This window comes from Ciceribacter sp. T2.26MG-112.2 (assembly GCF_900492205.1).
Taxonomy (GTDB): Bacteria; Pseudomonadota; Alphaproteobacteria; order Rhizobiales; family Rhizobiaceae; genus Allorhizobium; species Allorhizobium naphthalenivorans_A.
The window spans coordinates 388,986-412,365 of sequence record NZ_UEYQ01000002.1 but is presented as its reverse complement, the minus strand read 5'-3'; the positions used below and the strand labels follow the sequence as shown (position 1 = coordinate 412,365).

17 protein-coding genes and 1 tRNA gene are annotated in these 23,380 nt (G+C 63.8%); 10 read left to right on the top strand and 8 right to left on the bottom strand.

The features are described 5' to 3' along the window. Positions 1 to 106: 106 nt before the first annotated feature. Entirely contained in the window at positions 107 to 469 is a 363-nt protein-coding gene (cpdR1, locus tag DYZ14_RS05430) for a response regulator CpdR1 (protein WP_115669735.1), read from the top strand. A gap of 94 nt (positions 470 to 563) precedes the next feature. After that, positions 564 to 638: transfer RNA gene (locus DYZ14_RS05425), tRNA-Val, on the top strand. Positions 639 to 722: 84 nt separating this feature from the next. On the opposite strand, the gene DYZ14_RS05420 is transcribed toward DYZ14_RS05425, so the two are convergent. The 5 genes from DYZ14_RS05420 to DYZ14_RS05400 form a co-directional block, all read right to left on the bottom strand. Continuing rightward, positions 723 to 1,136 (bottom strand): hypothetical protein, encoded by a 414-nt coding sequence (locus DYZ14_RS05420; RefSeq protein ID WP_195949835.1) that lies wholly within the window; start codon positions 1,134 to 1,136, stop codon positions 723 to 725. A 152-nt stretch (positions 1,137 to 1,288) separates the two neighbouring features. Further along, positions 1,289 to 2,617, bottom strand: coding sequence for a hypothetical protein (locus tag DYZ14_RS05415; protein ID WP_232365435.1), 1,329 nt, complete (start codon positions 2,615 to 2,617; stop codon positions 1,289 to 1,291). Between the two features lie 463 nt (positions 2,618 to 3,080). Beyond that, on the bottom strand, positions 3,081 to 4,442 hold the full coding sequence (locus DYZ14_RS05410; RefSeq protein ID WP_154719744.1) for an aspartate aminotransferase family protein: 1,362 nt from the start codon (positions 4,440 to 4,442) through the stop codon (positions 3,081 to 3,083). A gap of 121 nt (positions 4,443 to 4,563) precedes the next feature. After that, positions 4,564 to 5,205 carry a TetR family transcriptional regulator C-terminal domain-containing protein gene (locus DYZ14_RS05405; RefSeq protein ID WP_154719743.1) on the bottom strand — a complete coding sequence of 214 codons (642 nt, stop codon included), beginning with the start codon at positions 5,203 to 5,205 and terminating at the stop codon, positions 4,564 to 4,566. Between the two features lie 27 nt (positions 5,206 to 5,232). Beyond that, positions 5,233 to 5,928: a fumarylacetoacetate hydrolase family protein gene (locus tag DYZ14_RS05400; protein ID WP_154719742.1), complete on the bottom strand. Its 696-nt coding sequence runs from the start codon at positions 5,926 to 5,928 to the stop codon at positions 5,233 to 5,235. Positions 5,929 to 6,197: 269 nt separating this feature from the next. Here DYZ14_RS05400 and DYZ14_RS05395 point away from each other — a divergent pair, with 269 nt between their 5' ends. After that, positions 6,198 to 6,656, top strand: coding sequence for a MarR family winged helix-turn-helix transcriptional regulator (locus DYZ14_RS05395; RefSeq protein ID WP_154719797.1), 459 nt, complete (start codon positions 6,198 to 6,200; stop codon positions 6,654 to 6,656). Between the two features lie 24 nt (positions 6,657 to 6,680). On the opposite strand, the gene DYZ14_RS05390 is transcribed toward DYZ14_RS05395, so the two are convergent. The 3 genes from DYZ14_RS05390 to DYZ14_RS05380 form a co-directional block, all read right to left on the bottom strand. Beyond that, positions 6,681 to 7,661 (bottom strand): zinc-dependent alcohol dehydrogenase family protein, encoded by a 981-nt coding sequence (locus tag DYZ14_RS05390; protein WP_154719741.1) that lies wholly within the window; start codon positions 7,659 to 7,661, stop codon positions 6,681 to 6,683. 165 nt (positions 7,662 to 7,826) lie between these two features. After that, positions 7,827 to 8,366, bottom strand: coding sequence for a hypothetical protein (locus DYZ14_RS05385; RefSeq protein WP_154719740.1), 540 nt, complete (start codon positions 8,364 to 8,366; stop codon positions 7,827 to 7,829). Between the two features lie 120 nt (positions 8,367 to 8,486). Next, positions 8,487 to 8,765: a hypothetical protein gene (locus tag DYZ14_RS05380; protein ID WP_154719739.1), complete on the bottom strand. Its 279-nt coding sequence runs from the start codon at positions 8,763 to 8,765 to the stop codon at positions 8,487 to 8,489. Between the two features lie 57 nt (positions 8,766 to 8,822). Between DYZ14_RS05380 and DYZ14_RS05375 the strand changes: the two genes are divergently transcribed. The 7 genes from DYZ14_RS05375 (at position 8,823) to glgB (ending at position 23,370) form a co-directional block, all read left to right on the top strand. Then, complete coding sequence (locus DYZ14_RS05375; RefSeq protein WP_154719738.1) at positions 8,823 to 10,250, top strand: mannose-1-phosphate guanylyltransferase/mannose-6-phosphate isomerase; 1,428 nt, start codon at positions 8,823 to 8,825, stop codon at positions 10,248 to 10,250. A gap of 213 nt (positions 10,251 to 10,463) precedes the next feature. Then, positions 10,464 to 13,793: a transglutaminase family protein gene (locus DYZ14_RS05370; protein WP_154719737.1), complete on the top strand. Its 3,330-nt coding sequence runs from the start codon at positions 10,464 to 10,466 to the stop codon at positions 13,791 to 13,793. 4 nt (positions 13,794 to 13,797) lie between these two features. After that, positions 13,798 to 16,212, top strand: coding sequence for a circularly permuted type 2 ATP-grasp protein (locus DYZ14_RS05365; protein ID WP_154719736.1), 2,415 nt, complete (start codon positions 13,798 to 13,800; stop codon positions 16,210 to 16,212). 3 nt (positions 16,213 to 16,215) lie between these two features. Beyond that, entirely contained in the window at positions 16,216 to 17,127 is a 912-nt protein-coding gene (locus tag DYZ14_RS05360; protein WP_154719735.1) for a transglutaminase family protein, read from the top strand. Positions 17,128 to 17,208: 81 nt separating this feature from the next. Beyond that, the gene (locus DYZ14_RS05355) at positions 17,209 to 18,420 is read left to right on the top strand and encodes a TadE/TadG family type IV pilus assembly protein (RefSeq protein ID WP_154719734.1); all 1,212 of its coding nucleotides are present in this window, start codon (positions 17,209 to 17,211) and stop codon (positions 18,418 to 18,420) included. Positions 18,421 to 18,694: 274 nt separating this feature from the next. Then, positions 18,695 to 21,157 (top strand): glycogen/starch/alpha-glucan phosphorylase, encoded by a 2,463-nt coding sequence (locus DYZ14_RS05350; protein ID WP_154719733.1) that lies wholly within the window; start codon positions 18,695 to 18,697, stop codon positions 21,155 to 21,157. Continuing rightward, positions 21,157 to 23,370 carry a 1,4-alpha-glucan branching protein GlgB gene (glgB, locus tag DYZ14_RS05345; RefSeq protein ID WP_154719732.1) on the top strand — a complete coding sequence of 738 codons (2,214 nt, stop codon included), beginning with the start codon at positions 21,157 to 21,159 and terminating at the stop codon, positions 23,368 to 23,370. Before DYZ14_RS05350 ends, glgB begins: the two co-directional genes overlap by 1 nt. The last annotated feature ends 10 nt before the right edge of the window (positions 23,371 to 23,380 follow it).

Below are 23,380 nucleotides of genomic sequence, written 5' to 3'. Positions count from 1 at the left end.
ATGGCGCTCGAGCCCGCAAAACCGGTTCTTCACCGGATGTTTACTCCACAAGAGGAAACTAAAAAGCCCGAAAGCCTCCCCTGGAAATGAGTGAGTGCGGACTTCCATGATTCAGAAAATTCTTCTCGCCGAAGACGACAACGATATGCGCCGGTTCCTGGTCAAGGCGCTCGAGAAGGCGGGATACAAGGTATCTTCCTTCGACAATGGTGCCAGCGCCTATGATCGTCTCCGCGAAGAGCCCTTCTCGCTGCTGCTGACCGACATCGTCATGCCGGAGATGGACGGCATCGAACTGGCGCGCCGCGCAACCGAACTCGATCCGGACCTCAAGGTGATGTTCATCACCGGCTTTGCCGCCGTCGCGCTCAACGCCGATTCGAAGGCACCGAAGGACGCAAAGGTCCTCTCCAAGCCTTTCCACCTGCGCGACCTCGTCAACGAGGTCAACAAACTCCTTGCCGCGTAAGGGCTTTTGCGGGCGGCCTTAAAAACTCGTCACAAAACCGAAAAATCCCTATTGACGGGCCCAAGGGTTTTGTGGTCTTAAGCCGCCATCGGATGGGCGTGTAGCTCAGCGGGAGAGCACTACGTTGACATCGTAGGGGTCACAGGTTCAATCCCTGTCACGCCCACCATCCTAATTCAAACAAGGGCTTGGCGAGAAATCGCCGAGCCCTTGTCGCATAGTGGGAAAGGCGGGTTCGGACCGGAACGCCCCCTTACGCCTCCACCTTGAACACCTCGTCCCCGACCCAGACGATGACATAGCCGCCGATCGCACCGACTTGCCCCGCCCAATCCTGCAACTGGCTGCGATAGGGCGCCTCCGTCCAGGCCCGCGGATGGCGCGGATCGACCAGAACGGTCAACTGGTCCCCCTGGCGATAGATCATCATGTGGCTGAGGACGGGATCCCATTCGGGCCCCAAGGCGACGTCGGTTCGCCAGGCGCAGAGAAAGTCACGACAGGTCGCCGGTCGCGCCGCATAGGCGATACAGCCCTCGTCGCGCACGCAGTGGCGACAGAGCGTGTTGGCCGGCTTGTCGAGCTCGTCTATGTCCGGCAGGTCACAGCACAAGGTGCAGGTCCGGCAGGAACGCTCGAGGAGCGGGATCGCCGAAGTATCGGGCATGGAAACCATCGTCGTCATACCGCCTTGATATCACAAGGAAACCGGCCCCCAACACGCAAAAAGCCGCCAGCCCGGCATGAACCGGCGGCTTTGGTTCGAACCCTCTTCGAACACAGGCCCGAGCGCGCCACGATGCGGCCCGGCCTCTACGGTCATGCCTCGGCTGGCGGCATGGCGCCGCGCAGGGACTTTTCCGAAATCTCTATGATCGGCTTGACGGCAGTAACCGGGTCGAGCGGCACGCTCCAGCTTTCGAGCGGTCCGAGGGAGGCTGCCGGCATGGGTGCGGATGCCCCGGCCTGCCGGTCTGTCCGCGCCACGTCGAGCTGGCCTGTCAGGATGGCGATCTCCGAGCGCAGCTGGCGGATTTCCGCCTTGGCCACTTCGGCGCTGGAGCGATACTGACTGATCTCTTCCAGGTCGGCGCGATTGCGCTGGTCGAAATCGCGCTTCATCGTCTCGGCGTCGCGATCGCGCTTGCCGCGCATGTTTTCCGAATCGCGCAGTCGCATGGTCAGCTCGCTGACCTGCAGCGAGAGATCACGGCGGGTCGATTCGTTTTCGGCCTGCGCCGCGCGCGCCTCGGCGAGTTCCTGCGACAGGCGATCGGCACGAAGCGTCGAGGTCGCCAGCTCCGCCTTTGTCTGCTTCAGCTCCGAACGGCTCGCCTGCAACTCGTCCTCGACCATCTTGAGGCGCCCGCGCGCCGTGACCAGCAGCTTCTCGACCAGGTCTGCCTTGGAATTGATCGCCTCGTGGCGGGTGGAAAGCTGCGACATCTCCACGGCCATGGCGCTCTGGCGCGTGTCGAGATCCGATTGCAGGCGCTTCAGTTTCTCTTCGGTGAAGGAAAGTTCCTGTCGCAGAGTGGTCACTTCGCTGACCAGATTGCGCGACAGGTTCTCCTGGTGCGCGAGGCCATTCTTGAGTTGGCCTTTCTCCTCTGTCAGGCGTGCGACTTCGCGGGCCTGGGCATCAGCCTCGCGTCGCGAGGTCTCGCTCAGCACATGATGCTGCGTCCGCTCGGTCTCGTATTTCTCGCGCATCATGGCGAAATCGCGGTTGCGCTGTTCAAGGTCGTAGTGGGCACGCTTCAAAAGGGCCGCCGTCTCGTCATACTGACGGATGCGTTCATCGAGCTCGCGCGAGGCATCGCGCAGCCGCGTCTCGACCACGGAGAGATCCTGCGCATTGGCCTCGTAGAGCGCCTGCAGCTTGACCAGCTTCTCGCGATTGTCCTCGATCTCGCCCCGCATCTGCGTGTTCTCGGCTTTGAGATCCTTGCACTCCGAAGCAAGCCGCTGGCTTTCGCCGTCGAGCTTCTTGCGGGCATGGCTTTCATAGTCGAGCAGGGATGCGATCCGCGCGCGCTCCGTGCGCAGCGAGGCCAGTTCGGCCAGCGCTTCGTTGTGCGCGGTCAGCAGAGAGGAGACGCGCTCCTGCAGGAAACCGAAGCCGGACAGGAGATGCTCCGAGGACATCTGGCTTTCCTCGACGACCGACCCGAAGGCCTGGCATTCTCCGAACTCACCTTTGAGCTGCAAGGAAGATGTCGCCAAAGCGGCGGATGCGGTGCCATTTCCAGGGCTCGAAGCCGGGCGCGTGCCGGTCTCCGACCTGCCCTGATCCTCGGTGCGGCGAAAAAAGCTCATAACCATTCTGTTCCCCAATCCAACCCCGTCGGCCTCATCAAAAATGTCTAAAATATTGTTTTAGAAACAACTTTTAATCGCCAATTGCCGATGCAAGCACCCCACGACGGGAAGATCAGGCATGTTTCGATTTGCGTCAAAGCAAAGTTAGGACGCTTCCGCCAGCCCGGCCGCGATTCCAACAACTTTCTTTCTCATGTGACGGTTTGACGACGCGGCGCGCCGCCCGATCTGTACCAGAATGCTACTGTCGATGGCATCCGGGGCGGCACGGCCGCCACGGACCCACAGCTTAGCGAAGCGCAACCGTGCGCCGCGCTTCCGCAACCGATTCGCGAACCGCCCGCGACAGGGTCGTGATGATCTCGCCGAGTTCGTCCTCGCTGGCATTGTAGGGCGGCGCGAGGATGACGGTGTCGCCGGCCGTGCCGCCGACATTGCCGGTGCAGGGATAGCAGATCAGGCCGGCCTCGAAGGCCCGCCGACCGATCGTCGCATGCAGGCTGGCATAGGCGGGGAACGGCTCCTTGGTGATCGGGTCGCTGACCAGTTCCAGTCCGATGAAGAAGCCGCGGCCGCGCACGTCGCCAAGCTCGCCGACATCGGCGAGCGCCGAGCGCAGTTCCTGCTGAAGCACAGCGCCGCGATCGAGGACCCGTTCGAGCAGGCGGTCGCGCGTGACGATCTTCTGCACGGCGACGCCGGCGGCACAGGCGGCGGTGTGGCCGGTGAAGGTATGCCCGGTCATCGCCCCGCCATGCGCGGCCATCAGGGTCTCATGCACCTTGTCGCTGTAGAGCGCAGCACCCAGCGGCTGGTAACCGGCGGCGAGCCCCTTGGCCACGCTCATGATGTCCGGAAAGATGCCGTCATGTTCCAGCGCCCGCCAGGTGCCGGTGCGACCCGAGCCACACATGACCTCGTCACTGATCATCAGCACGCCATACTTGTCACAGACGGCGCGGATCGCCTTGGCATAACCTTCCGGCGCCGGCACGACGCCGCCGGCGGCTCCGACGACCGGCTCGAAGATGAAGGCTGCGACCTTGTCAGGCCCGATCTCCAGCATCTTGTCTTCCAATTCCCTGGCAAGATGCGCGACCAGCCCCTCGGCGGTGACGCCTTGCGGCGGCCGGTAGGCATTGGCGGCGGACACGAAGGCGACGTCGAGCAGGCTGCCCTCGAAGGCGTCGCGCCGGGTCTTGAAGTGCGAGACCGATAGCGCGCCGAGCGTATTGCCATGCCAGGAGCGCTCGCGCGCGATGAACCGGCGGCGGCTCTTCTCGCCCCGGGCCGTATGATACTGCAGCGCGATCTTCAGGCAGGATTCGACCGCCTCCGAGCCGCTCGACACATAGATGATGTTGGGGAAATGTCCGCCGGTATTCTGCGTGATAATTTCGGTCAGTTCTTCCACCGCATCCGAGGTGAAGAGATAGCGATAGGCGTGCGCAATGCGGTCGAGCTGCTGCTTGACCGCTTCCGTCACTTCCGAATGCGCGTGGCCCAGGCAATAGACCGCCGGGCCTCCGGATCCGTCGAGATAGCGCTTGCCGGTGACGTCGTAGAGATAGCTGCCCTTGCCATAGGCGATCTTGGGCAGGGACTGCACACCGTAGCTGCTGCCGGTGCTGGTGATTTTCGAACTGGACATCGGGGCTCTCTTAAGATTGCGCGGACGGCTTGAGGTGGCGGGGCGCCGGCTCGAACGCCGACCTTTGACGACGCGATGATACCGCGGTCGCGATCAGAGGCAAGAGAAATTAAACGAGTGTTCAGTTTTGTCTTTCGTCGCTCATCGCCGCTTGCGTGGCGAGCATTGAATCGGTCCATTGCTCGCACAGCCCGATCGCCTCCTCCGACGAGAAGGTGTGCGGATTGAGGCACCATTCGAGCCATAGCCCGTCATGGATGGCCACCAGCCCGATCGCCGCGAGTCTCAGATCCGGCATCGGCCGGCCGGACGCTTCCCACACGGCCGCCAGCAGGGTTTCAAGCAGCCGCCGGTATTCCGCATAGGTGCGGTCGTGCACCTCCGTCATGATCGTCGAATGATCGATCATGCCCCAGAACACCACCCAGGTTCTGAGCGTGCTGCGCTCCAGCACCGGCGCCGACAGCGAGGCGCGGAAATAGGCGCTGAGCCGCGCCCGGGGATCCGCCCCCGCCGCTTCGACCTTGTCGCGGATATTGGCGAGCAGGCCGAGCGACAGCGTCTCGTAGGCATGGCCGACGAGTTCGTCCTTGCTGGCATAGTGATGATTGATGAGGCCGACGGAAATGCCGGCCTCCTGGCTGATCTTGCGGATCGACAGCCCGGCATGGCCCTCGCGGGCAAGGCAGGCGAGCGTCGCCTCGATCAGCGCCCGGCGGCGCTCCTCCGGCAGTTTCCGTTCGAACTTTCCAAGCTCGCCCATTCAAGGCTCCTCGCCGCCGATCAAGACCTACTCGGCGGCACCGATGGTGATCGACACCGGCTGCAAGCCGTCGATCTCCCCGAAAACCCGGTCACCGGGCTGGAGCGGGCCGACGCCCGCCGGCGTTCCGGTGTAGATGAGGTCGCCGGCGCCGAGATGATAGAAGCGCGAAAGGTGACTGATCAGTTCCGGCACCGACCAGACGAGGTCGCGAAGATGTGCATCCTGTCGGATTTCGTCATTGACGGAAAGCCGGATGCGCTGCGGTCCGATCTCGCCGAATTCGGCGGCCTTGGTGATCTGTGCGATCGGCGCGGATTGCTCGAACGCCTTGCCCAGCGACCAGGGCCTTTGCTTGGCCCGCTCGGCAAGCTGGAGATCGCGGCGCGTCATGTCGAGGCCCGCGGCATAGCCGTAGATCGCCTTGGCAGCCTCCTCCACACTAACCCGAAAAGCCGGCGCACCGATCGCCACCACCAGTTCCATCTCGTAGTGAAAATTGGATGTGCCGGGCGGATAGGGAATTTCGCTGCCGGTTTCGACGATCGCCGATGCCGGCTTGGTAAAGTAGAACGGCGTTTCGCGATCGACCTCATAGCCCATCTCGGCTGCGTGTTCGGCGTAGTTTCGACCGACGCCGAAAATGCGGTGAACCGGATAGCCGGCGGTCTCTCCCCGAACGGGAACGAGCGGTGCGGTCGGAATATCGAAAAGCGTCTTCATCGGATAACTCGCGTTTGCATCGGATCTTGCGGCATGTCTGCCGCTGCGGCCCGCCCAACATAGAACAGCTAAGCCCGTGGATCGCCAGTGTCGGCAAGCGTGCGCACATGAAAAAATGTCGATGACACGGAGTGGCTACGCGCTGGAACATCCGGCTCCGCCCGTCGGACACGGAAGCGTCGAAGGGTGCAATCGCGTCCCTATCTCTTTTTTGTTGGCGCGATAAGCGCTAGAGAAAAGCATGAATTTGCGGGGGGAACGCAATCGTGATGCTCGAAATCTATGAAATGCCCGGCCATCTGGTTCGTCGGCTGAACCAGGCTTCGGTTTCCGTCTTCATGGACGAAACCGCCAAGAAGGGTTTCGACCTGACGCCGGTCCAATATGCGGCGCTCAGCGCCATCGAGGCAAAACCGGGACTGGACCAGGCGACCTTGGCGAGCCGCATCGCCTATGACCGCGTGACCATCGGCGGGGTGGTCGACAGGCTGGTACAGAAGGAACTGGTGCGCCGCGAGACCAATCCGAGCGATCGAAGGGCCCGCAATCTCTACGTCACGGAGAAAGGCACGCAGGCGCTCGCGGAGATACGCCCGATCGTCAACGACGTGCAGACGATTCTCCTGGAAGGACTGGATGCTGACGAACGCCAGGAATTCGTAAGGCTCTTGCAGAAGGCCTGCGAGGCGGTCAACGACCGCAGCCGCGCGCCGCTGCGGGTAACCTGACACGCTTCGTCCGAAGCAACGCCGTCACGGCACGAGGACGGCCGCCCCCTGGAACCGGCCGGCCCTCAGATCCGCGAGCGCCTCGTTGGCGCGTTCCAGCGGATAGACCGTCGTCGTGGTGGTCACCCCGGCCCGCGGCGCCAGTTCGAGGAATTCGACCGCGTCGGCGCGTGTCAGGTTGGCGACCGAGAACACCTGCCGCTCGCCCCACAGGATCGCATAGGGAAACTGCGGGATGTCGCTCATGTGGATGCCGCCGCAGACGACGCGGCCGCCCTTGGCAATGGCGCGGAGGGCTGCGGGCACGAGCGCGCCCACCGGCGCAAAGATGATCGCGGCGTCCAGCAGAACCGGCGGGCTGTCTTCGGAACTGCCGGTCCAGACGGCGCCGAGCGAACGGGCCAGCGCCTGCGCCGCTTCATCCCCGGCCCGCGTGAAGGCATAGACCTCGCGGCCCTCAAAGACGCAGACCTGGGCAATGATGTGGGCCGCCGCGCCGAAGCCGTAGATGCCGATCCGCTTTCCTTCACCCGCCATCTTCAGCGACCGCCAGCCGATCAGCCCGGCGCACATCAAGGGTGCGGTGGCGACCGGATCGGAGAAGCCGTCGAGCGGAAAAGCAAAGTCCGCATCCGCCACCACATGGCTGGCAAAGCCGCCATCGCGGGTGTAGCCGGTGAAGCCGGGATTGTCGCAGAGGTTCTCCCGTCCGCTCTCGCAATAGCTGCAGCAGCCGCAGGTATGGCCGAGCCACGGAATACCGACACGCCGGCCGGGCTTGAGATCGACGCCCTCCCCGCAGCTCTCGACGATGCCGACGATCTCGTGCCCCGGGATGAGGGGCAGCTTCGGCTCTGTCAGGTCGCCGTCAACCACGTGCAGGTCTGTGCGGCAAACGGCGCAGGCCTCGACCCGAACGACGATCTCGCCCGGACCGGCAACCGGATCGGGCCGCTCTTCCAGCCTCAAGGGCTGGCGCGGCGCATGCAGCACCATGGCTTTCATCTCTTAGGCCTCCCGGTTCCGGAACCCCACGGCAGTTCGCAACCCGATCGTCTATGCTCGATAAGCCTTCATGACGCCGTGATCGGAATCAAGTTCTTTTCGCTGACGCATCGAGCGCCCGGTGAGGAGCTCGCCCCAAGGGCAACGGGGTCACTCACGGAACACTCAGCAGCGCTGTGACAGCCGGCATCCGGCATCGGCCCAGAGACCGGCCCGCCGCCGCATCGCGTCCTGCTCGACGGCGAAAAGCCCCGCATCCCGGGCCGCGCGCACATAGCCCGAAGCCACCAGCGTCTCGGCGATCCGGTACTGCCCGATCCGGCAGTCGATCATCCGCGTGTCCAAGGCGATCGACCAGGCCCGGCATTCGAGATAGCGACGGTTGATCAGGCTTTTCAGGAAGGCCCTGGACTGGCTGCCGCAAGCCCGGATGCTGCCGTCGTCAGCGTGGCATATCCGCTTCGGGTCGGGCGCCACGACGTCGGCGATGATGAAGATCGTGCCGTCCTGTCGGAAGGACCCGCCATCGAAGGCCTGGGCCTGCGGCTTGATGCGGATCTTCGTGACGAAGGGATCAAACAGTCCCGGAATACGCTCGTACGTCTGTCCCGCCCGATCGACCCTGACCGGACGGTCGGTCCAGATCGGATCCTGCGAGCCGGCATACGGCAGGTCTTTCGCCACGACGTTGTGGGCGACAGACACCGAGAGCAGGGCGAGGAAGACGACTATCCGGCGAATATCGACCCTCCCGGCCGGGGCGTGCGCCGCGGTGAAATATCGGTAGCCTTATGGGAAGTAGAAAGGGCACCGGAGAGTTTGCGGTCAAGCAGTGATGAAATGCAATTTATCATTAACGCCATCACTCCAAGCTTGCCAGCCGAGTACCCGGTCAAGGACATCACGATTCCGCGCAAATGACCATGCTTTCAACCGTTGACGATCGCAGATATCCGCTGAAAGGCGGCCGAAATGCTCCGGCTGCGGAGCCGACGGCCATCGGCGCGGGCTTGGAGTTTGCGCCAAAAAATGCAACAACGCCGCCATCCAGGCGTTAGAACCATGGCCGAAGCCACGCGAGATCGAGGCACGACCGTTGTTCATGGTCCGGTCCTCATCATCGCCGCCCATCGTCCGCCAAACCGAAAGGCAAAGCAGAACATGACCGAGAAGATCGTACCCGTCATCATGGCGGGAGGAAAAGGTACCCGCCTCTGGCCGCTGTCGCGCGCCACCGCCGCCAAGCAGTTCATCCGCTTCATCGGCGACAAGACACTCTTCCAGGGCACCCTCGACCGTGTCGCCGACCACGACCTCTACGAGCCGGCACTGGTGATCACCAATGAAGAATTCCGTTTTCTTGTCGCCGAGCAGGCCCGCGAGATGGACGCCCGGCTCTCCGGCATCGTGCTGGAGCCGGAAGCGCGCAACACGGCAGCGGCCGTTGCCGTCGCGGCCCTGATCGTCGCCGATCTCTACGGCAGTGACACGCTGCTGCAGATCCTGCCGTCCGACCATGACATTGCCACCGACGACCGCTACCGCACCTGCGTCGACGCGGCGGCCACCGCCGCCCGTGCCGGCAAGATCGTCACCTTCGGCATCACCCCGACCGAGCCGGCCACCGGCTATGGCTATATCGAGATGGGCGAGCCGCTGACCGCCGGTGCCAACGCCGTCAAGCGCTTCGTCGAAAAGCCGAAGGCTGAAAATGCCGAGAAGATGCTCGCCGCCGGCAACTACTTCTGGAATTCCGGCATGTTCGTCTTCTCTGCCGGCCAGATTCTCTCCGAACTCCGCCTGCTCGCGCCAGACGTGCTGGCGGCTGCGGAAAAATCGGTGCGCGCATCGTCCAAGGATCTCGACTTCACCCGTCTCGACGCCGAGGCCTTCGCCGAGAGCCCGAGCATCTCGATCGACTATGCGGTGATGGAAAAGACCGCTAATGCCGCCGTCGTCCCCTCACCGATCACTTGGTCCGACCTCGGCAGCTGGGATGCCGTGTGGAAGCTCGGCAATGCCGATCCGGACGGCAATGTCGTCAGCGGCAATGCCACGCTCGTCAACACCCGCAATTCCCTCGTCATGTCGCGCAACAGCCATCTCGCCGTTCAGGGCATGGATGGCGTGGCCGTGATCGCCAGCGAGGATGCCGTCTATGTCGGCCGGCTCGACGACAGCCAGCAGGTCGGCAACCTCGTCAAGCTGCTGGCCGCCGACAAGAAGACCGCGACGCTCACCGAGAACCACCCGACCTCGCTGCGTCCCTGGGGCGGCTATACCTCGGTGCTGAACGGCGAGCGTTTCCAGGTCAAGCGGCTCTTCGTCCATCCCGGCAAGAAGCTCTCCTTGCAGAAGCATCACCACCGCTCGGAACACTGGATCTGCGTCAAGGGCGCGGCCGAAGTGACAATCGACGACAAGGTGACCATGCTGCACGAGAACCAGTCGATCTACATCCCGCAAGGGGCGGTCCACCGCCTCGGCAATCCCGGCAAGATCCTGCTGGAACTGATCGAGATCCAGACCGGTTCCTATCTCGGAGAAGACGATATCATTCGTCTGGTCGACGAGTTCGGCCGGAGCTGACCGCCTGGGCGTTGCCCGACGCGAGCTGAACACACATTCCAACCCGCGAAACCATCCTTGCGGGTTGGCCCAATCCCTTCGCCAGTACAGAACCCACAGGCGATGCGCTCCCACAGGCAGGGCTCTGCGCCCTTGCTTTATGACGCTGCATTGCACAAGATCGCCCTTCAGCCCGGCAAAAAGAACAACGGGCAAAGAGGGCGAACAGTTCATATGTCGATCAAGGCGAGCATTTACCATCTCACCCATTACAAGTATGACAAGCCGGTCCGCCTCGGGCCCCAGATCATCCGGCTGAAACCGGCCGCCCATTCGCGCACCAAGGTGCTCAGCCATGCGCTGAAAGTCACGCCGGCCAATCATTTCGTCAACCTGCAGCAGGACCCCTACGGCAATTACCAGGCCCGTTTCGTCTTCCCCGATCCGGTGACCGAGTTCAAGATCGAGGTCGACCTCGTCGCCGACATGACCGTCTACAATCCCTTCGACTTCTTCGTCGAGGAGGAGGCGATGAAGTGGCCGTTCGACTATCCCGCCGAGATCCGGGACGACCTGAAGATCTACATGACGCCGGAACCGGACACCCTGGCGCTCACCGCCTATATGGAAACGCTCGACAGGACGCCGGGCCAGGGCACGGTCGATATGGTGGTCGGCCTCAACGCCGCCCTGCAGCAGAAGATCGGCTATGTCATCCGGCTCGAACCCGGCGTGCAGACGCCGGAAGATACCCTGACCATCGGCCAAGGTTCGTGCCGCGACACCAGCTGGCTGCTGGTGCAAGTGCTGCGCCGCCTCGGGCTCGCCGCCCGCTTCGTCTCCGGCTACCTGATCCAGCTGAAGCCGGATCTGAAGGCGCTCGACGGTCCGTCGGGCACCGAGGTCGACTTCACCGACCTGCATGCCTGGGCGGAAGTCTACCTGCCCGGCGCCGGCTGGGTCGGCCTCGACCCGACCTCGGGCCTGTTGACCGGCGAGAGCCACATCCCGCTCGCCGCGACCCCGCACTACCGCAACGCCGCGCCGATCACCGGCGGCTATTTCGGCCATGCGAATACCGAATTCGATTTCGCCATGACGGTGACGCGCGTCGCCGAGCACCCGCGCATCACCATGCCGTTTTCCGAGGAGAGCTGGGATGCGCTGAACGCGCTCGGCCACCGCGTCGATGCCGAGCTTCAAGCCCATGACGTGCGATTGACCATGGGCGGCGAGCCGACCTTCGTGTCGATCGACGATTTCCAGTCCGAGGAGTGGAACACCGACGCGGTGGGCCCGACCAAGCGTGACAAGGCCGACACCCTGATTCGCCGTCTCAGGGAGCGTTTCGCGCCGGGGGGCTTCCTGCATTACGGCCAGGGCAAGTGGTATCCGGGCGAAAGCCTGCCGCGCTGGACCTTCTCGCTTTACTGGCGCAAGGATGGCAAGCCGATCTGGCAGAACCCCGAACTGGTGGCCGAGGAAGGCAAGTGCTACGAGGTCACTGCCGACGATGCCGGCCGGCTGCTCGGCGAGATCGCCGAAGCCCTCGGCATCGAATCCGAAATGGTGGTGCCGGCCTATGAGGACCCCGGCGAATGGATCCTCAAGGAGGCCAACCTTCCCGACAATGTCGATCCGGCCAATTCCAAGCTGAAGGACCCGGAGGAGCGCAGCCGCATCGCCCGCGTCTTCGAACGCGGGCTGACCGAGCCGAGCGGCTATGTGCTGCCTGTCCAGACCTGGAACAGCAAGGCGACCGGCAAGCGCTGGGTGAGCGAGAAATGGAAGACCCGCCGCGGCAAGATCTTCCTCGTTCCCGGCGACAGCCCCGTCGGCTACCGCCTGCCGCTCGGCGCACTGCCCCATGTCCCGCCGTCGCAATTCCCCTATATCCACCCGGCCGATCCAAGCGAGCCGCGCGGGCCTCTGCCGGAGATCGTCGAGCCCGCCGGCCGCGCCATGCCCGAAGCCTCCTTCCAGGTGGACGACACGATCCAGCAGGGCCGTGTCGAGCAGGTGCTCGGCGAGATCGGCGGCGCGGTGCGAACCGCCATGTCGGTCGAGGTGCGCGACGGCCGCCTCAGCATCTTCATGCCGCCGGTCGAGCGCATCGAGGACTATCTCGAACTGGTCGCCGCCGCCGAACAGGCGGCCACCGCCATAGGCCTGCCCGTCCACATCGAAGGCTATGCGCCGCCGCATGACGAGCGCATCAATGTCGTGCGCGTCGCGCCCGACCCCGGCGTCATCGAGGTCAACATCCATCCGGCCGCCAGCTGGGACGACTGCGTCTCGATCACCAGCGCCGTCTACGAAGAGGCGCGGGAATCGCGCCTCGGCGCCGACAAGTTCATGATCGACGGTCGCCACACCGGCACCGGGGGCGGCAACCATGTGGTGGTGGGCGGGGCCAATCCGGCCGACAGCCCGTTCCTGCGCCGTCCCGACCTGCTGAAGAGCCTCATCCTGCACTGGCAGCGCCATCCGTCGCTCTCCTACCTGTTCTCCGGCCTGTTCATCGGCCCGACCAGCCAGGCGCCGCGCATCGACGAGGCCCGCCACGACAGCCTGTATGAGCTGGAGATTGCCATGGCGCAGATCCCGATGCCGGGATCGGGCGAGGCTCCGCCGCTGCCCTGGCTGGTCGACCGGCTGTTCCGCAACCTCCTGATCGACGTGACCGGCAACACCCACCGCGCCGAGATCTGCATCGACAAGATGTTCTCGCCAGACGGCCCGACCGGCCGCCTCGGCCTCGTCGAGTTCCGCGGCTTCGAAATGCCGCCGAACGCCCGCATGTCGCTTGCCCAGCAATTGCTGGTGCGTGCCCTCATTGCCCGCTTCTGGAAGAACCCGACCGGCGGCAGCTTCGTGCGCTGGGGCACGGCCCTGCACGACCGTTTCATGCTGCCGCACTATATCTGGCAGGACTTCCTCGAAGTGCTGGCGGACCTGCGCGACAACGGTTTCGACTTCAAGCCGGAATGGTTCGCCGCCCAGCTCGAGTTCCGCTTCCCCTTCTACGGCGAGGTCGAATACGGCGATTCGCGGCTGGAACTCAGGCAGGCGCTCGAACCCTGGCACGTGATGGGCGAACAGGGCGCGATCGGTGGGACCGTGCGTTATGTCGACTCCTCCGTCGAGCGACTGCAGGTACGGCTGGAAACCGGTAATCCGGAACGCTACGCGATCGCCTGCAACGGCCGGCGCGTACCGCTGACGAAGACGGGCACCAGCGGGGTTGCGATCGGCGGCGTGCGCTACAAGGCCTGGCAGCCGGCCTCGGGCCTGCATCCGGTCCTGCCGGTCAACACACCGCTAACATTTGATGTTTATGATATGTGGTCAGGCCGGTCGATCGGCGGCTGCGTCTATCACGTGGCGCATCCGGGCGGCCGGAACTACGACACTTTCCCTGTGAACGGGAATGAAGCGGAAGCACGACGGCTTGCGCGTTTCGAGCCATGGGGCCATACAGCGGGCAATTTCCCGCTTTGGCCGGAGACGGTGTCTGCGGAGTTCCCCCATACGCTGGACTTGCGGCGACCCCAGGGCATTTGACGATATGGCAAGCAAACCGGCAGCGGATAGGACCCCGGAAGACGAGGAGCCGGCAAAGGCCCGAACCGCGGGCTATCACGCGCTTCCCGGCGCCGCCGACGAGATGCTCGACGCCGAAGGCAATGTCCGCCCGGTCTGGCAATCCTTCGTCTCGGCACTCGATCGCCTGTCGGATCACGATCTGCACGAGCGCTTTGCCCGCGCCGACCGCTATCTGCGCGACGCGGGCGTCTTTTACCGTGCCTATGGCGCATCCGGCTCGAGCGAGCGCGCCTGGCCCTTCTCCCACATCCCGGTGCTGATCGACGAGAAGGAATGGAACGTCCTGGCGGAAGGCCTGGTCCAGCGCGCCAATCTTCTCGAAGCCGTCGTCGCCGACATCTACAGCGACAACAAGCTGGTAGAGCAGGGCTTCCTGCCGCCAGCCCTCGTCGCCGCCAATCCGGAATTCCTGCGACCGCTGGTCGGCATCAAGCCCGTCGGCGGCCACTATCTGCATTTCTGCTCCTTCGAGATCGGCCGCGGTCCCGACGGCAATTGGTGGGTGCTCGCCGACCGCACCCAGGCGCCATCGGGCGCGGGTTTTGCCCTGGAAAACCGCGTGGCGACCACCCGCGCCTTCTCCGACGTCTACGGCGAAAGCCATGTCCATCGCCTCGCCTCCTTTTTCGGCGCCTTCCGCGAGGCCTTGCAGGCGCAGAAGCTCAACAGCGACGACCGGATCGCCGTCTTGTCACCGGGCCCGGCCAACGAGACCTATTTCGAGCATGCCTACATTGCCCGATATCTCGGCATCATGCTGCTCGAGGGCGAGGATCTGGCCGTCGTCAACGGCTGCGTCATGGTGCGCACGGTTGCCGGGTTGAAGCCCATCAGCGTGCTGTGGCGCCGCCTCGATGCGGCCTTTGCCGATCCGCTCGAACTGAACCAGCATTCGCATATCGGCACGCCGGGTATGGTGCAGGCCCTGCGCAACGGCTCCGTCACCTTCGTCAACGCACTCGGGTCCGGCATCCTCGAAACCCGTGCCTTCCTCGCCTTCATGCCGACCATCTGTCGCCATCTGCTGGGCGAGGATCTCCTGCTTCCGTCGATCGCCACCTGGTGGTGCGGCCAGAAGAGCGAGCGCGGGCACGTGGCGCGCAACATCGACCGCATGGTGATCGGCCCGGCCTATTCCCGCCTGCCCTTCTTCGACGACAATGGCCGTTCCGTGCTCGGTTCGAGGCTGTCCGGCTCGTCTCGCCATTCGACGACCGAATGGCTGGAGACCGAAGGCTCGAACCTCGTCGGCCAGGAGGTCGTCACCCTCTCCACCACCCCGGCTCTGGTCGACGGCAAGCTGACGCCGCGTCCGTTGTCGCTCCGGGTCTACGCCGCCCGCACCCGCGACGGCTGGCAGATCATGCCGGGCGGTTTCGCGCGGATCGGTGCCGGCGACGACGTGACGGCGCTCGCCATGCAGTCGGGCGGCAGCGCCGCCGACGTGTGGATCGTCTCGGACAAGCCGGTCGACCGCACCTCGCTTCTGCCGACCGAGGAGAGCTTTGCCCGCAACATGCCCGGCAGCCTGCCAAGCCGCGCCGCGGACAATCTCTACTGGCTGGGCCGCTATATCGAGCGCTCGGAAGGGGCTCTGCGCATTCTGCGCGCCTGGCACGCGCGCTTTGCCGAATCCGCCGATCCCGATCAGCCGCTGCTCGCCTATGTCACCCGCTCGCTTTCCGACATCGACGTCGAGATGACGCATGGCGTGCCGGAAAGCCTGCTGCGCAACATCGACAGTGCCGTCTATTCGGCGAGCAATATTCGCGACCGCTTCTCGCCCGACGGCTGGCTGGCGCTGAACGACCTGGCCAAGACCGCGCGCCGTTTCCACGACGCGGTCGGGCACGGCGACGATGCGGCGCACGCGATGACCGTGCTCCTGCGCAAGCTCGCCGGCTTTGCCGGGCTTGTGCACGAGAACATGTACCGCTTCACCGGCTGGCGCTTCCTCACCATCGGGCGACTACTGGAGCGCGGCCTGCACATGACCCGCCTGCTCGGCCACATGACGGCGGACGACGCCCCCGACGGCGCGCTCGACATGACCCTGGAGATCGGCGACAACGTCATGACCCATCGCCGCCGCTACAATGTCAGCACCGCCCGGCTGACCGTCACCGACCTGCTGGCGCTCGATCCGCTCAATCCACGCTCGATCCTGTACCAGCTGGACGAAATCCGCACCGAGGTCGAGCAATTGCCCAATGCCTTCGTCAACGGCCAGATGTCGCCCCTCTACCGCGAGACGATGCGGCTGCACTCCATGCTGGCGGTGATGACGCCGGAGACGATGACCGCCGAGATCTATTCGAACCTGGAGCGCGATCTCGAAAAGCTCTCCGACCTGCTCGCCAGAACCTATCTCGGATAGCCGATGATTTATGACCTCTCCTTGCATATCGGCTATCGCTACGACGTCCCGGCGTCGGGCGCGCACCATATCCTGCGCCTCCTGCCTCTTTCGCTTGCCGATCGCCAGCGTCTGGTGGCGGGCAGCGTCACTGTCGATCCCAAGCCCGATGAAACCAGCCGCTTCACCGACTTCTTCGGCCACCCGGCGAGTTATGTCATGTATCGCTCTCCGCACGAGAGACTGGATATTCGGATGCAGGCCCGCGTTTCGGTCCAGGCCCCGCCGCCGACCGCGGATTTCTCTCCGATCCTGGCAAAGCTTCCGGAGGAACTGGCCGACTGCTGGTCGCTCGGACCGGATTCGCCGCACCATTTTCTGGCGGAAAGCCCGCGGCTCGGCATCGATCCGATGATCGCCGATTATGCCCGTGCGGAAGTCAAGCCCGGCTTCACCGTGCGCCAGATCGCCGAGGCGATCTGCGCGCGCATCCACACCGACTTCAAGTATGACCCGAAGGCCACGACCGTCGACACCCCGCCGCTGGAGGCCTTCTCGCTGAAACGCGGGGTTTGCCAGGACTTTTCGCACATCATGATCATAGCGCTCAGAAGCCTCGGCATCCCTGCCGGCTATGTCAGCGGCTTCCTGCGGACCATTCCCCCGCCGGGCAAGGAGAGGCTGGAAGGCGCCGACGCCATGCACGCCTGGGTCAGGATATGGTGCGGCGAGACGGCAGGCTGGATCGAACTGGACCCGACCAACAATATCAGTGTCGGGGCCGATCACATCGTCACCTCCTATGGCCGCGACTATTCCGACGTCGCACCCGTCATCGGCGTTCTGAAGAGCTATGGCAGCCATCAGACGGACCAGGCGGTCGACGTAGTTCCCGTCAAGTCGCCTCAATCTCCGGCGATCTCGCCGGTCAGCTAAAATTTTACCAAGCCGTTTAAGCCGAAAAACAGGTTTCCCCTGTATCAGATCATCAAAGTGGTTCTCTGACGGATGAACATGATGGTCGACTCCAGGACAAAGCGTGCTTTTGGCCGCGGCTTCATCACCGATCGCGGCGGCAATTTCGGCATGATGACCGCAATCCTGCTTCCCGTGCTGCTGGCCAGCGCCGGGGTGGCGATGGACCTGGCGAAACTGGTCCAGGTGCGATCGGCCCTACAGGACGCAGCGGACTCCGCCGCGCTCTCCGCGGCCTCGGCCCTCGCCGGAAAGGGCATCTCGGACGAGGAAGCCATTGCGCTGGCCAAAAAATTCCTGGCCGCCCAGTTCAAGAACACCAGCCTCAATGGCGGCACCATGCCCACCGAGGAGGAGGATGCCGTCGAGGATCTCGCAGACAGCGCCCTTGCCAGCGTTCAGCGGACTGCCGGCGCCGGCGGCGCCACCAACACGTATGAGGTAACCGTCAACGGCCATTACGACGTGTCGATGAACGCCTTCACCAAGCTTCTGGGATACGACAAGGTGCGCGTGAGCGTCGCCAGCACATCGGAAAGCACCACCGAGAGCAAGAACGCGCTCTCCATGTATCTGGTCGTCGACCGGTCCGGCTCGATGGGAGAAAACACAAGCACCGTCAACGAAGCGCAGCCGACCAAGGTACAGTATTACCAGTGCGGCCGCTCCTGGTGTTCGCGCACCGTGACGAACTATGTGCTGAAGATTGATGCCCTGAAGGTTGCCGTGGCCGACCTCGTGGATCAGCTCAAGACCGCAGATCCCGAAAACAAATATGTCCGGACCGCGGCGATCTCCTACAATTCATCCAGCCAGTCGCCGACGACCTTCCAATGGGGGACGACTGCCGTGACGAACTATGTCAACGCCCTGACCGCAACCGGCGGCACGGATTCGTCGAACGCGGTCAAGACCGCCTATCAGAAGGTTACCGCAGCAAGCGAGGTCAATGCGCACATCGCCAAGAACGGCCAGAAGGATCCGGGCAAGTTCATCGTCTTCATGACCGACGGCGACAACAACTATACAAGTGCCGATACCTCGACCAGGGCCTGGTGCGATAGCGCCAAGGCCGCCGACGTCGAGATCTTCACCGTAGCCTTCATGGCACCGTGGCGAGGTCAGGAGCTTCTGAAATATTGTGCCTCCGACACCTCGCACTACTATGACGCCAATGATGCAGCACAGCTCGTCGCCGCCTTCAAGGAAATCGGCGAGAAGGCTTCGATGGCGGCAACCCGCCTGACCAACTGACACCCATCGCGTCAACAGTTCCAACCACGAACGACACGTGAGAAGGCCGCGCACCCCAAGGGGGACGCGGCCTTTCCGCACTCGGCATGGTCTTCGCAAGCTGTTGAAATTCAGCCACTTGATGGCAGGCCGCGGGCCGGGCCGTTTTTCGCCTTTGCCGATTTCCTGTGTTGCAAGTGCTTCGTAACGATGCGTAAACTGTGTCATTGAACGCGTGCCGTTAGGGGAGAATCGGCGCCGCATCCGATAGGCGAGCAACCGAACTGGCGAGATCATGATCAACAGCCTGAGCAAAGCCGACCTGCCCCTGCCCCAACCGCGCGTCTCCGATCCGGAGGTCCTGGCCGCAGAAATCATCGAGCGCTTGACCTATGGGATCGGCAAGGACGCCAAGGTGGCGACGCCGCATGACTGGCTAACGGCCACCATCCTGGTCGTGCGCGACCGCATCATCGACCGATGGATGGAAACAACGCGGGCGGCCTACAACAACAATGCCAAGCGGGTCTACTATCTCTCGCTCGAATTCCTCATCGGCCGGCTGATGCGCGACGCCATGTCCAATCTCGGCATGATGGACGAAATCCGCCAGGCGCTCGCCTCGATGGGCGTCGATCTCGACGTCATCGCAGGACTGGAGCCGGACGCGGCACTTGGCAATGGCGGCCTCGGCCGGCTCGCCGCCTGCTTCATGGAATCCATGGCGACCATCCACATCCCCGCCTATGGCTATGGCATCCGCTACGTGCACGGGCTGTTCCGCCAGCAGATGGCCGATGGATGGCAGGTCGAGCTTCCCGAAACCTGGCTCGCCCACGGCAATCCCTGGGAATTCGAGCGGCGCGAGAGCTCGTATGAAATCGGCTTCGGCGGCGCGGTGGACACCGTCCCCGGCCAGGACGACGAACCGCATTTCGTCTGGAAGCCGGGCGAACGGGTGATCGCCACGGCCTACGACACGCCGGTGGTCGGCTGGCGTGGCGAACATGTCAACACGTTGCGCCTGTGGTCGGCCCAGCCGATCGATCCGATCCTGCTGGAAGCCTTCAACGCCGGCGACCACATCGGCGCGCTCAAGGAAAGCAACAAGGCCGAGACGCTGACCCGCGTCCTTTATCCGGCCGACGCCACCTCGGCCGGCCAGGAACTGAGGCTGCGCCAGGAATATTTCTTCTGTTCCGCCTCGCTGCAGGACATCCTTCGCCGTCACCTGCAACAGGGCAACGAACTCTCGGCGCTGCCGGACAAGGTGGCCATCCAGCTCAACGACACTCACCCGGCCATTTCGGTCACAGAACTGATGCGCCTGCTGTGCGACGTCCATGGTCTCGACTTCGACACCGCCTGGAATATCACCTGGCGCACCTTCTCCTATACCAACCACACCCTGCTGCCCGAGGCGCTGGAAAGCTGGCCGGTGCCATTGTTCGAGCGGCTGCTGCCGCGCCATATGCAGCTGGTCTATGCGATCAATGCCAAGATTCTGCGCGACGCCCGCAAGAACCGCAATTTCTCCGACCACGAGATCAGCCATATCTCCCTGATCGACGAGAGCGGCGAGCGGCGGGTGCGCATGGGCAACCTCGCCTTCATCGGCTCGCACAGCATCAACGGCGTATCGGCGCTGCATACCGAGCTGATGAAGGAGACGGTGTTTGCCGACCTGCACAAGCTCTACCCGGACCGCATCAACAACAAGACCAACGGCATCACTCCGCGCCGCTGGCTGATGCAGTGCAATCCGCGCCTGACGTCGCTGATCCGCGACACGGTCGGCCCGGACTTCCTCGATGACGCGGAGAAGCTGAAGGCGCTCGACGCCTATGCCGACGATCCGGAATTCCAGAAGCAGTTTGCCGCTGTCAAGCGCGCCAACAAGGAGCAATTGGCCAACCTCGTCGCCAGCCGCATGGGCATCCGGCTCGACCCGTCGGCCATGTTCGACATCCAGATCAAACGCATCCACGAATACAAGCGCCAACTGCTCAACATCATCGAGACCGTGGCGCTGTTCGACCAGATCCGCACCCATCCCGAGCGCGACTGGGTGCCGCGGGTCAAGCTGTTTGCCGGCAAGGCGGCGCCGAGCTATCACAACGCCAAGCTGATCATCAAGCTCGCCAACGACGTCGCCCGCGTCATCAACAACGACCCGGCGGTGCGCAACCTGCTGAAGGTCGTGTTCATCCCGAACTACAACGTCTCGCTGGCCGAGGTCATGGTGCCCGCCGCCGACCTCTCCGAGCAGATTTCCACCGCGGGCATGGAAGCGTCGGGAACCGGGAACATGAAGTTCGCGTTGAACGGTGCGCTGACCATCGGCACCCTCGACGGGGCCAATGTCGAGATGCGCGACCATGTAGGCGAGGAGAACATCGTGATCTTTGGCATGACGGCCGGCGAGGTCGCAAAGGTCAGGGCGGAAGGCCACAACCCACGCGCGGCGATCGAAGGCTCGCGCGAGCTGTCCCAGGCCCTGTCGGCAATCGCATCCGGCGTCTTTTCGCCCGACGATCCGGGTCGTTTTTCCGGTTTGGTCGATGGTCTGTACCAGCATGACTGGTTCATGGTCGCGGCCGACTTCAACGGCTATGCCAAGGCCCAGCGCGACGTCGATTCCCTCTGGGGCGACAATGCGGCCTGGTATTCCAAGACGATCCGCAACACGGCGCGCATGGGCTGGTTCTCTTCCGATCGGACCATTCGCCAGTACAGCGCCGACATCTGGAGAGCCTGATGGCAAAGTCACCGAAGAAGATCGGTGATGCCGCGCCGCCGGAGATCCCACCGGCGGGCGAGATCGAGGCGATTGTCCGTGGCCAGCACAACGACCCCTTCTCCGTGCTGGGACTGCAAAAGACCGCATCGGGCTTCGTCGCGCGCTGCTTTATCCCCGGCGCGGAAGCCGTCTCCGCTCATTCCATCGGCGGCGCCGCACTGGGCGATCTGCAATGCCTCGACCCCGCCGGTTTCTTCTGCGGACGGGTCTCCGCCGAAGCCTTCCAGCCGCTGCGCTATCGGGCCACCCGCGGCGACGTCGAGTGGACCGTCACCGACCCTTACAGCTTCGGGCCGGTGCTTGGACCGATGGACGACTATTATGTCCGTGAGGGCTCGCATCTGCGCCTGTTCGACAAGATGGGCGCCCATCCGCTGAAGCATCAGGGCGTCGACGGATTTCACTTCGCCGTCTGGGCACCGAATGCCAGGCGCGTCTCGGTGGTCGGCGACTTCAACGAGTGGGACGGGCGCCGACACGTGATGCGGCTGCGCCGCGACACCGGCATCTGGGAAATTTTCGCGCCGGACGTCAGGCCCGGAGCCGCCTACAAGTTCGAGATCATTGGCAAGAACGGCGAACTGCTGCCGCTGAAGGCTGACCCCTATGCGCGGCGCGCCGAGCTTCGGCCGAAAAATGCCTCCGTCACCACCGCCGAGCTGGAACAGACCTGGGAGGATGCGGCGCACCGCAAGCACTGGGCGACCATCGACCAGCGCCGCCAGCCGATCAGCGTCTACGAGGTTCATGCCGGCTCCTGGCAACGGCGCGACGACGGATCGATGCTGAGCTGGGACGAGATGGCGGCGCGCCTCATCCCTTACTGCGTCGACATGGGCTTCACCCACATCGAGTTCATGCCGATCACCGAGCACCCCTACGATCCGTCCTGGGGCTACCAGACGACCGGCCTCTACGCCCCGACCGCGCGCTTCGGCGAGCCGGAAGGCTTCGCCCGCTTCGTCAACGGCTGCCACAAGGTTGGCCTCGGCGTCATCCTCGACTGGGTGCCCGCCCATTTTCCGACCGATGCCCACGGCCTGCGCTGGTTCGACGGAACCGCCCTCTACGAACACGAGGACCCGCGCCAGGGCTTCCATCCCGACTGGAACACGGCGATCTACAATTTCGGTCGCCTCGAGGTCGTCTCCTACCTCGTCAACAATGCGCTGTACTGGGCGGAGAAATTCCATCTCGACGGTCTGCGCGTCGATGCCGTCGCCTCCATGCTCTACCTCGACTATTCGCGCAAGGAAGGCGAGTGGGTCCCCAATGAATATGGCGGGCGGGAGAACCTGGAGGCGGTGCGCTTCCTGCAGCAGATGAACAAGGCCGTTTACGGCACCCATCCCGGCATCATGACCATCGCCGAGGAATCCACCTCCTGGCCCAAGGTCTCCCAGCCGGTGCACGAGGGCGGCCTCGGCTTCGGCTTCAAGTGGAACATGGGCTTCATGCACGACACGCTGAGCTATTTTGCCCGCGATCCGGTGCACCGAAAGTTCCATCACCAGGAGCTGACCTTCGGTCTGCTCTATGCCTTCTCGGAGAATTTCGTCCTGCCGATCTCCCATGACGAGGTGGTGCACGGCAAGGGCTCGATGATCGCCAAGATGCCCGGCGACGACTGGCAGAAGTTTGCCAATCTGCGCTGCTACTACGGTTTCATGTGGGGCCATCCGGGCAAGAAGCTGCTGTTCATGGGCCAGGAATTCGCCCAGTGGAGCGAATGGAGCGAGGAGCGATCGCTCGACTGGAACCTGCTGCAATATTCGCTGCACGAAGGCATGCGCCGGCTGGTGCGCGACCTCAACTTCACCTACCGCTCGAAGCCCGCGCTGCATGCCCGCGACTGCGAGGGCGAAGGTTTCGAATGGCTGATTGCCGACGACCACGACAATTCCGTCATTGCCTGGCTGCGCAAGTCTCCCGGCGAAAAGACCATCGCGGTGATCTGCAACCTGACCCCGGTCTATCATGAGGGTTATGTCGTGCCGCTTCCGGCGACGGGGCGCTGGCGCGAGATCCTCAATACGGACGCGGAAATTTACGGCGGCAGCGGGAAGGGCAATGGCGGACGCGTGGAGGCCGGTCCGGGAGACGGAGGCCGCGCCTACGCCATCCTGACCTTGCCGCCGCTGGCCGTCATCATGCTGGAACAAGAAAACTGAGTCGGGAGGC

What these genes read in the sequence shown, in the direction of transcription:
- DYZ14_RS05380 (WP_154719739.1), bottom strand. Translation starts at nt 8,765, where the DNA reads ATGAACAACGGTCGTGCCTCGATCTCGCGTGGCTTCGGCCATGGTTCT.
- DYZ14_RS05365 (WP_154719736.1), top strand. Translation starts at nt 13,798, where the DNA reads ATGGCAAGCAAACCGGCAGCGGATAGGACCCCGGAAGACGAGGAGCCG.
- DYZ14_RS05375 (WP_154719738.1), top strand. Translation starts at nt 8,823, where the DNA reads ATGACCGAGAAGATCGTACCCGTCATCATGGCGGGAGGAAAAGGTACC.
- DYZ14_RS05350 (WP_154719733.1), top strand. Translation starts at nt 18,695, where the DNA reads ATGATCAACAGCCTGAGCAAAGCCGACCTGCCCCTGCCCCAACCGCGC.
- DYZ14_RS05390 (WP_154719741.1), bottom strand. Translation starts at nt 7,661, where the DNA reads ATGAAAGCCATGGTGCTGCATGCGCCGCGCCAGCCCTTGAGGCTGGAA.
- glgB (WP_154719732.1), top strand. Translation starts at nt 21,157, where the DNA reads ATGGCAAAGTCACCGAAGAAGATCGGTGATGCCGCGCCGCCGGAGATC.
- DYZ14_RS05395 (WP_154719797.1), top strand. Translation starts at nt 6,198, where the DNA reads ATGCTCGAAATCTATGAAATGCCCGGCCATCTGGTTCGTCGGCTGAAC.
- cpdR1 (WP_115669735.1), top strand. Translation starts at nt 107, where the DNA reads ATGATTCAGAAAATTCTTCTCGCCGAAGACGACAACGATATGCGCCGG.
- DYZ14_RS05415 (WP_232365435.1), bottom strand. Translation starts at nt 2,617, where the DNA reads ATGTCCTCGGAGCATCTCCTGTCCGGCTTCGGTTTCCTGCAGGAGCGC.
- DYZ14_RS05370 (WP_154719737.1), top strand. Translation starts at nt 10,464, where the DNA reads ATGTCGATCAAGGCGAGCATTTACCATCTCACCCATTACAAGTATGAC.
- DYZ14_RS05405 (WP_154719743.1), bottom strand. Translation starts at nt 5,205, where the DNA reads ATGGGCGAGCTTGGAAAGTTCGAACGGAAACTGCCGGAGGAGCGCCGC.
- DYZ14_RS05360 (WP_154719735.1), top strand. Translation starts at nt 16,216, where the DNA reads ATGATTTATGACCTCTCCTTGCATATCGGCTATCGCTACGACGTCCCG.
- DYZ14_RS05355 (WP_154719734.1), top strand. Translation starts at nt 17,209, where the DNA reads ATGGTCGACTCCAGGACAAAGCGTGCTTTTGGCCGCGGCTTCATCACC.
- DYZ14_RS05410 (WP_154719744.1), bottom strand. Translation starts at nt 4,442, where the DNA reads ATGTCCAGTTCGAAAATCACCAGCACCGGCAGCAGCTACGGTGTGCAG.
- DYZ14_RS05420 (WP_195949835.1), bottom strand. Translation starts at nt 1,136, where the DNA reads ATGCCCGATACTTCGGCGATCCCGCTCCTCGAGCGTTCCTGCCGGACC.
- DYZ14_RS05400 (WP_154719742.1), bottom strand. Translation starts at nt 5,928, where the DNA reads ATGAAGACGCTTTTCGATATTCCGACCGCACCGCTCGTTCCCGTTCGG.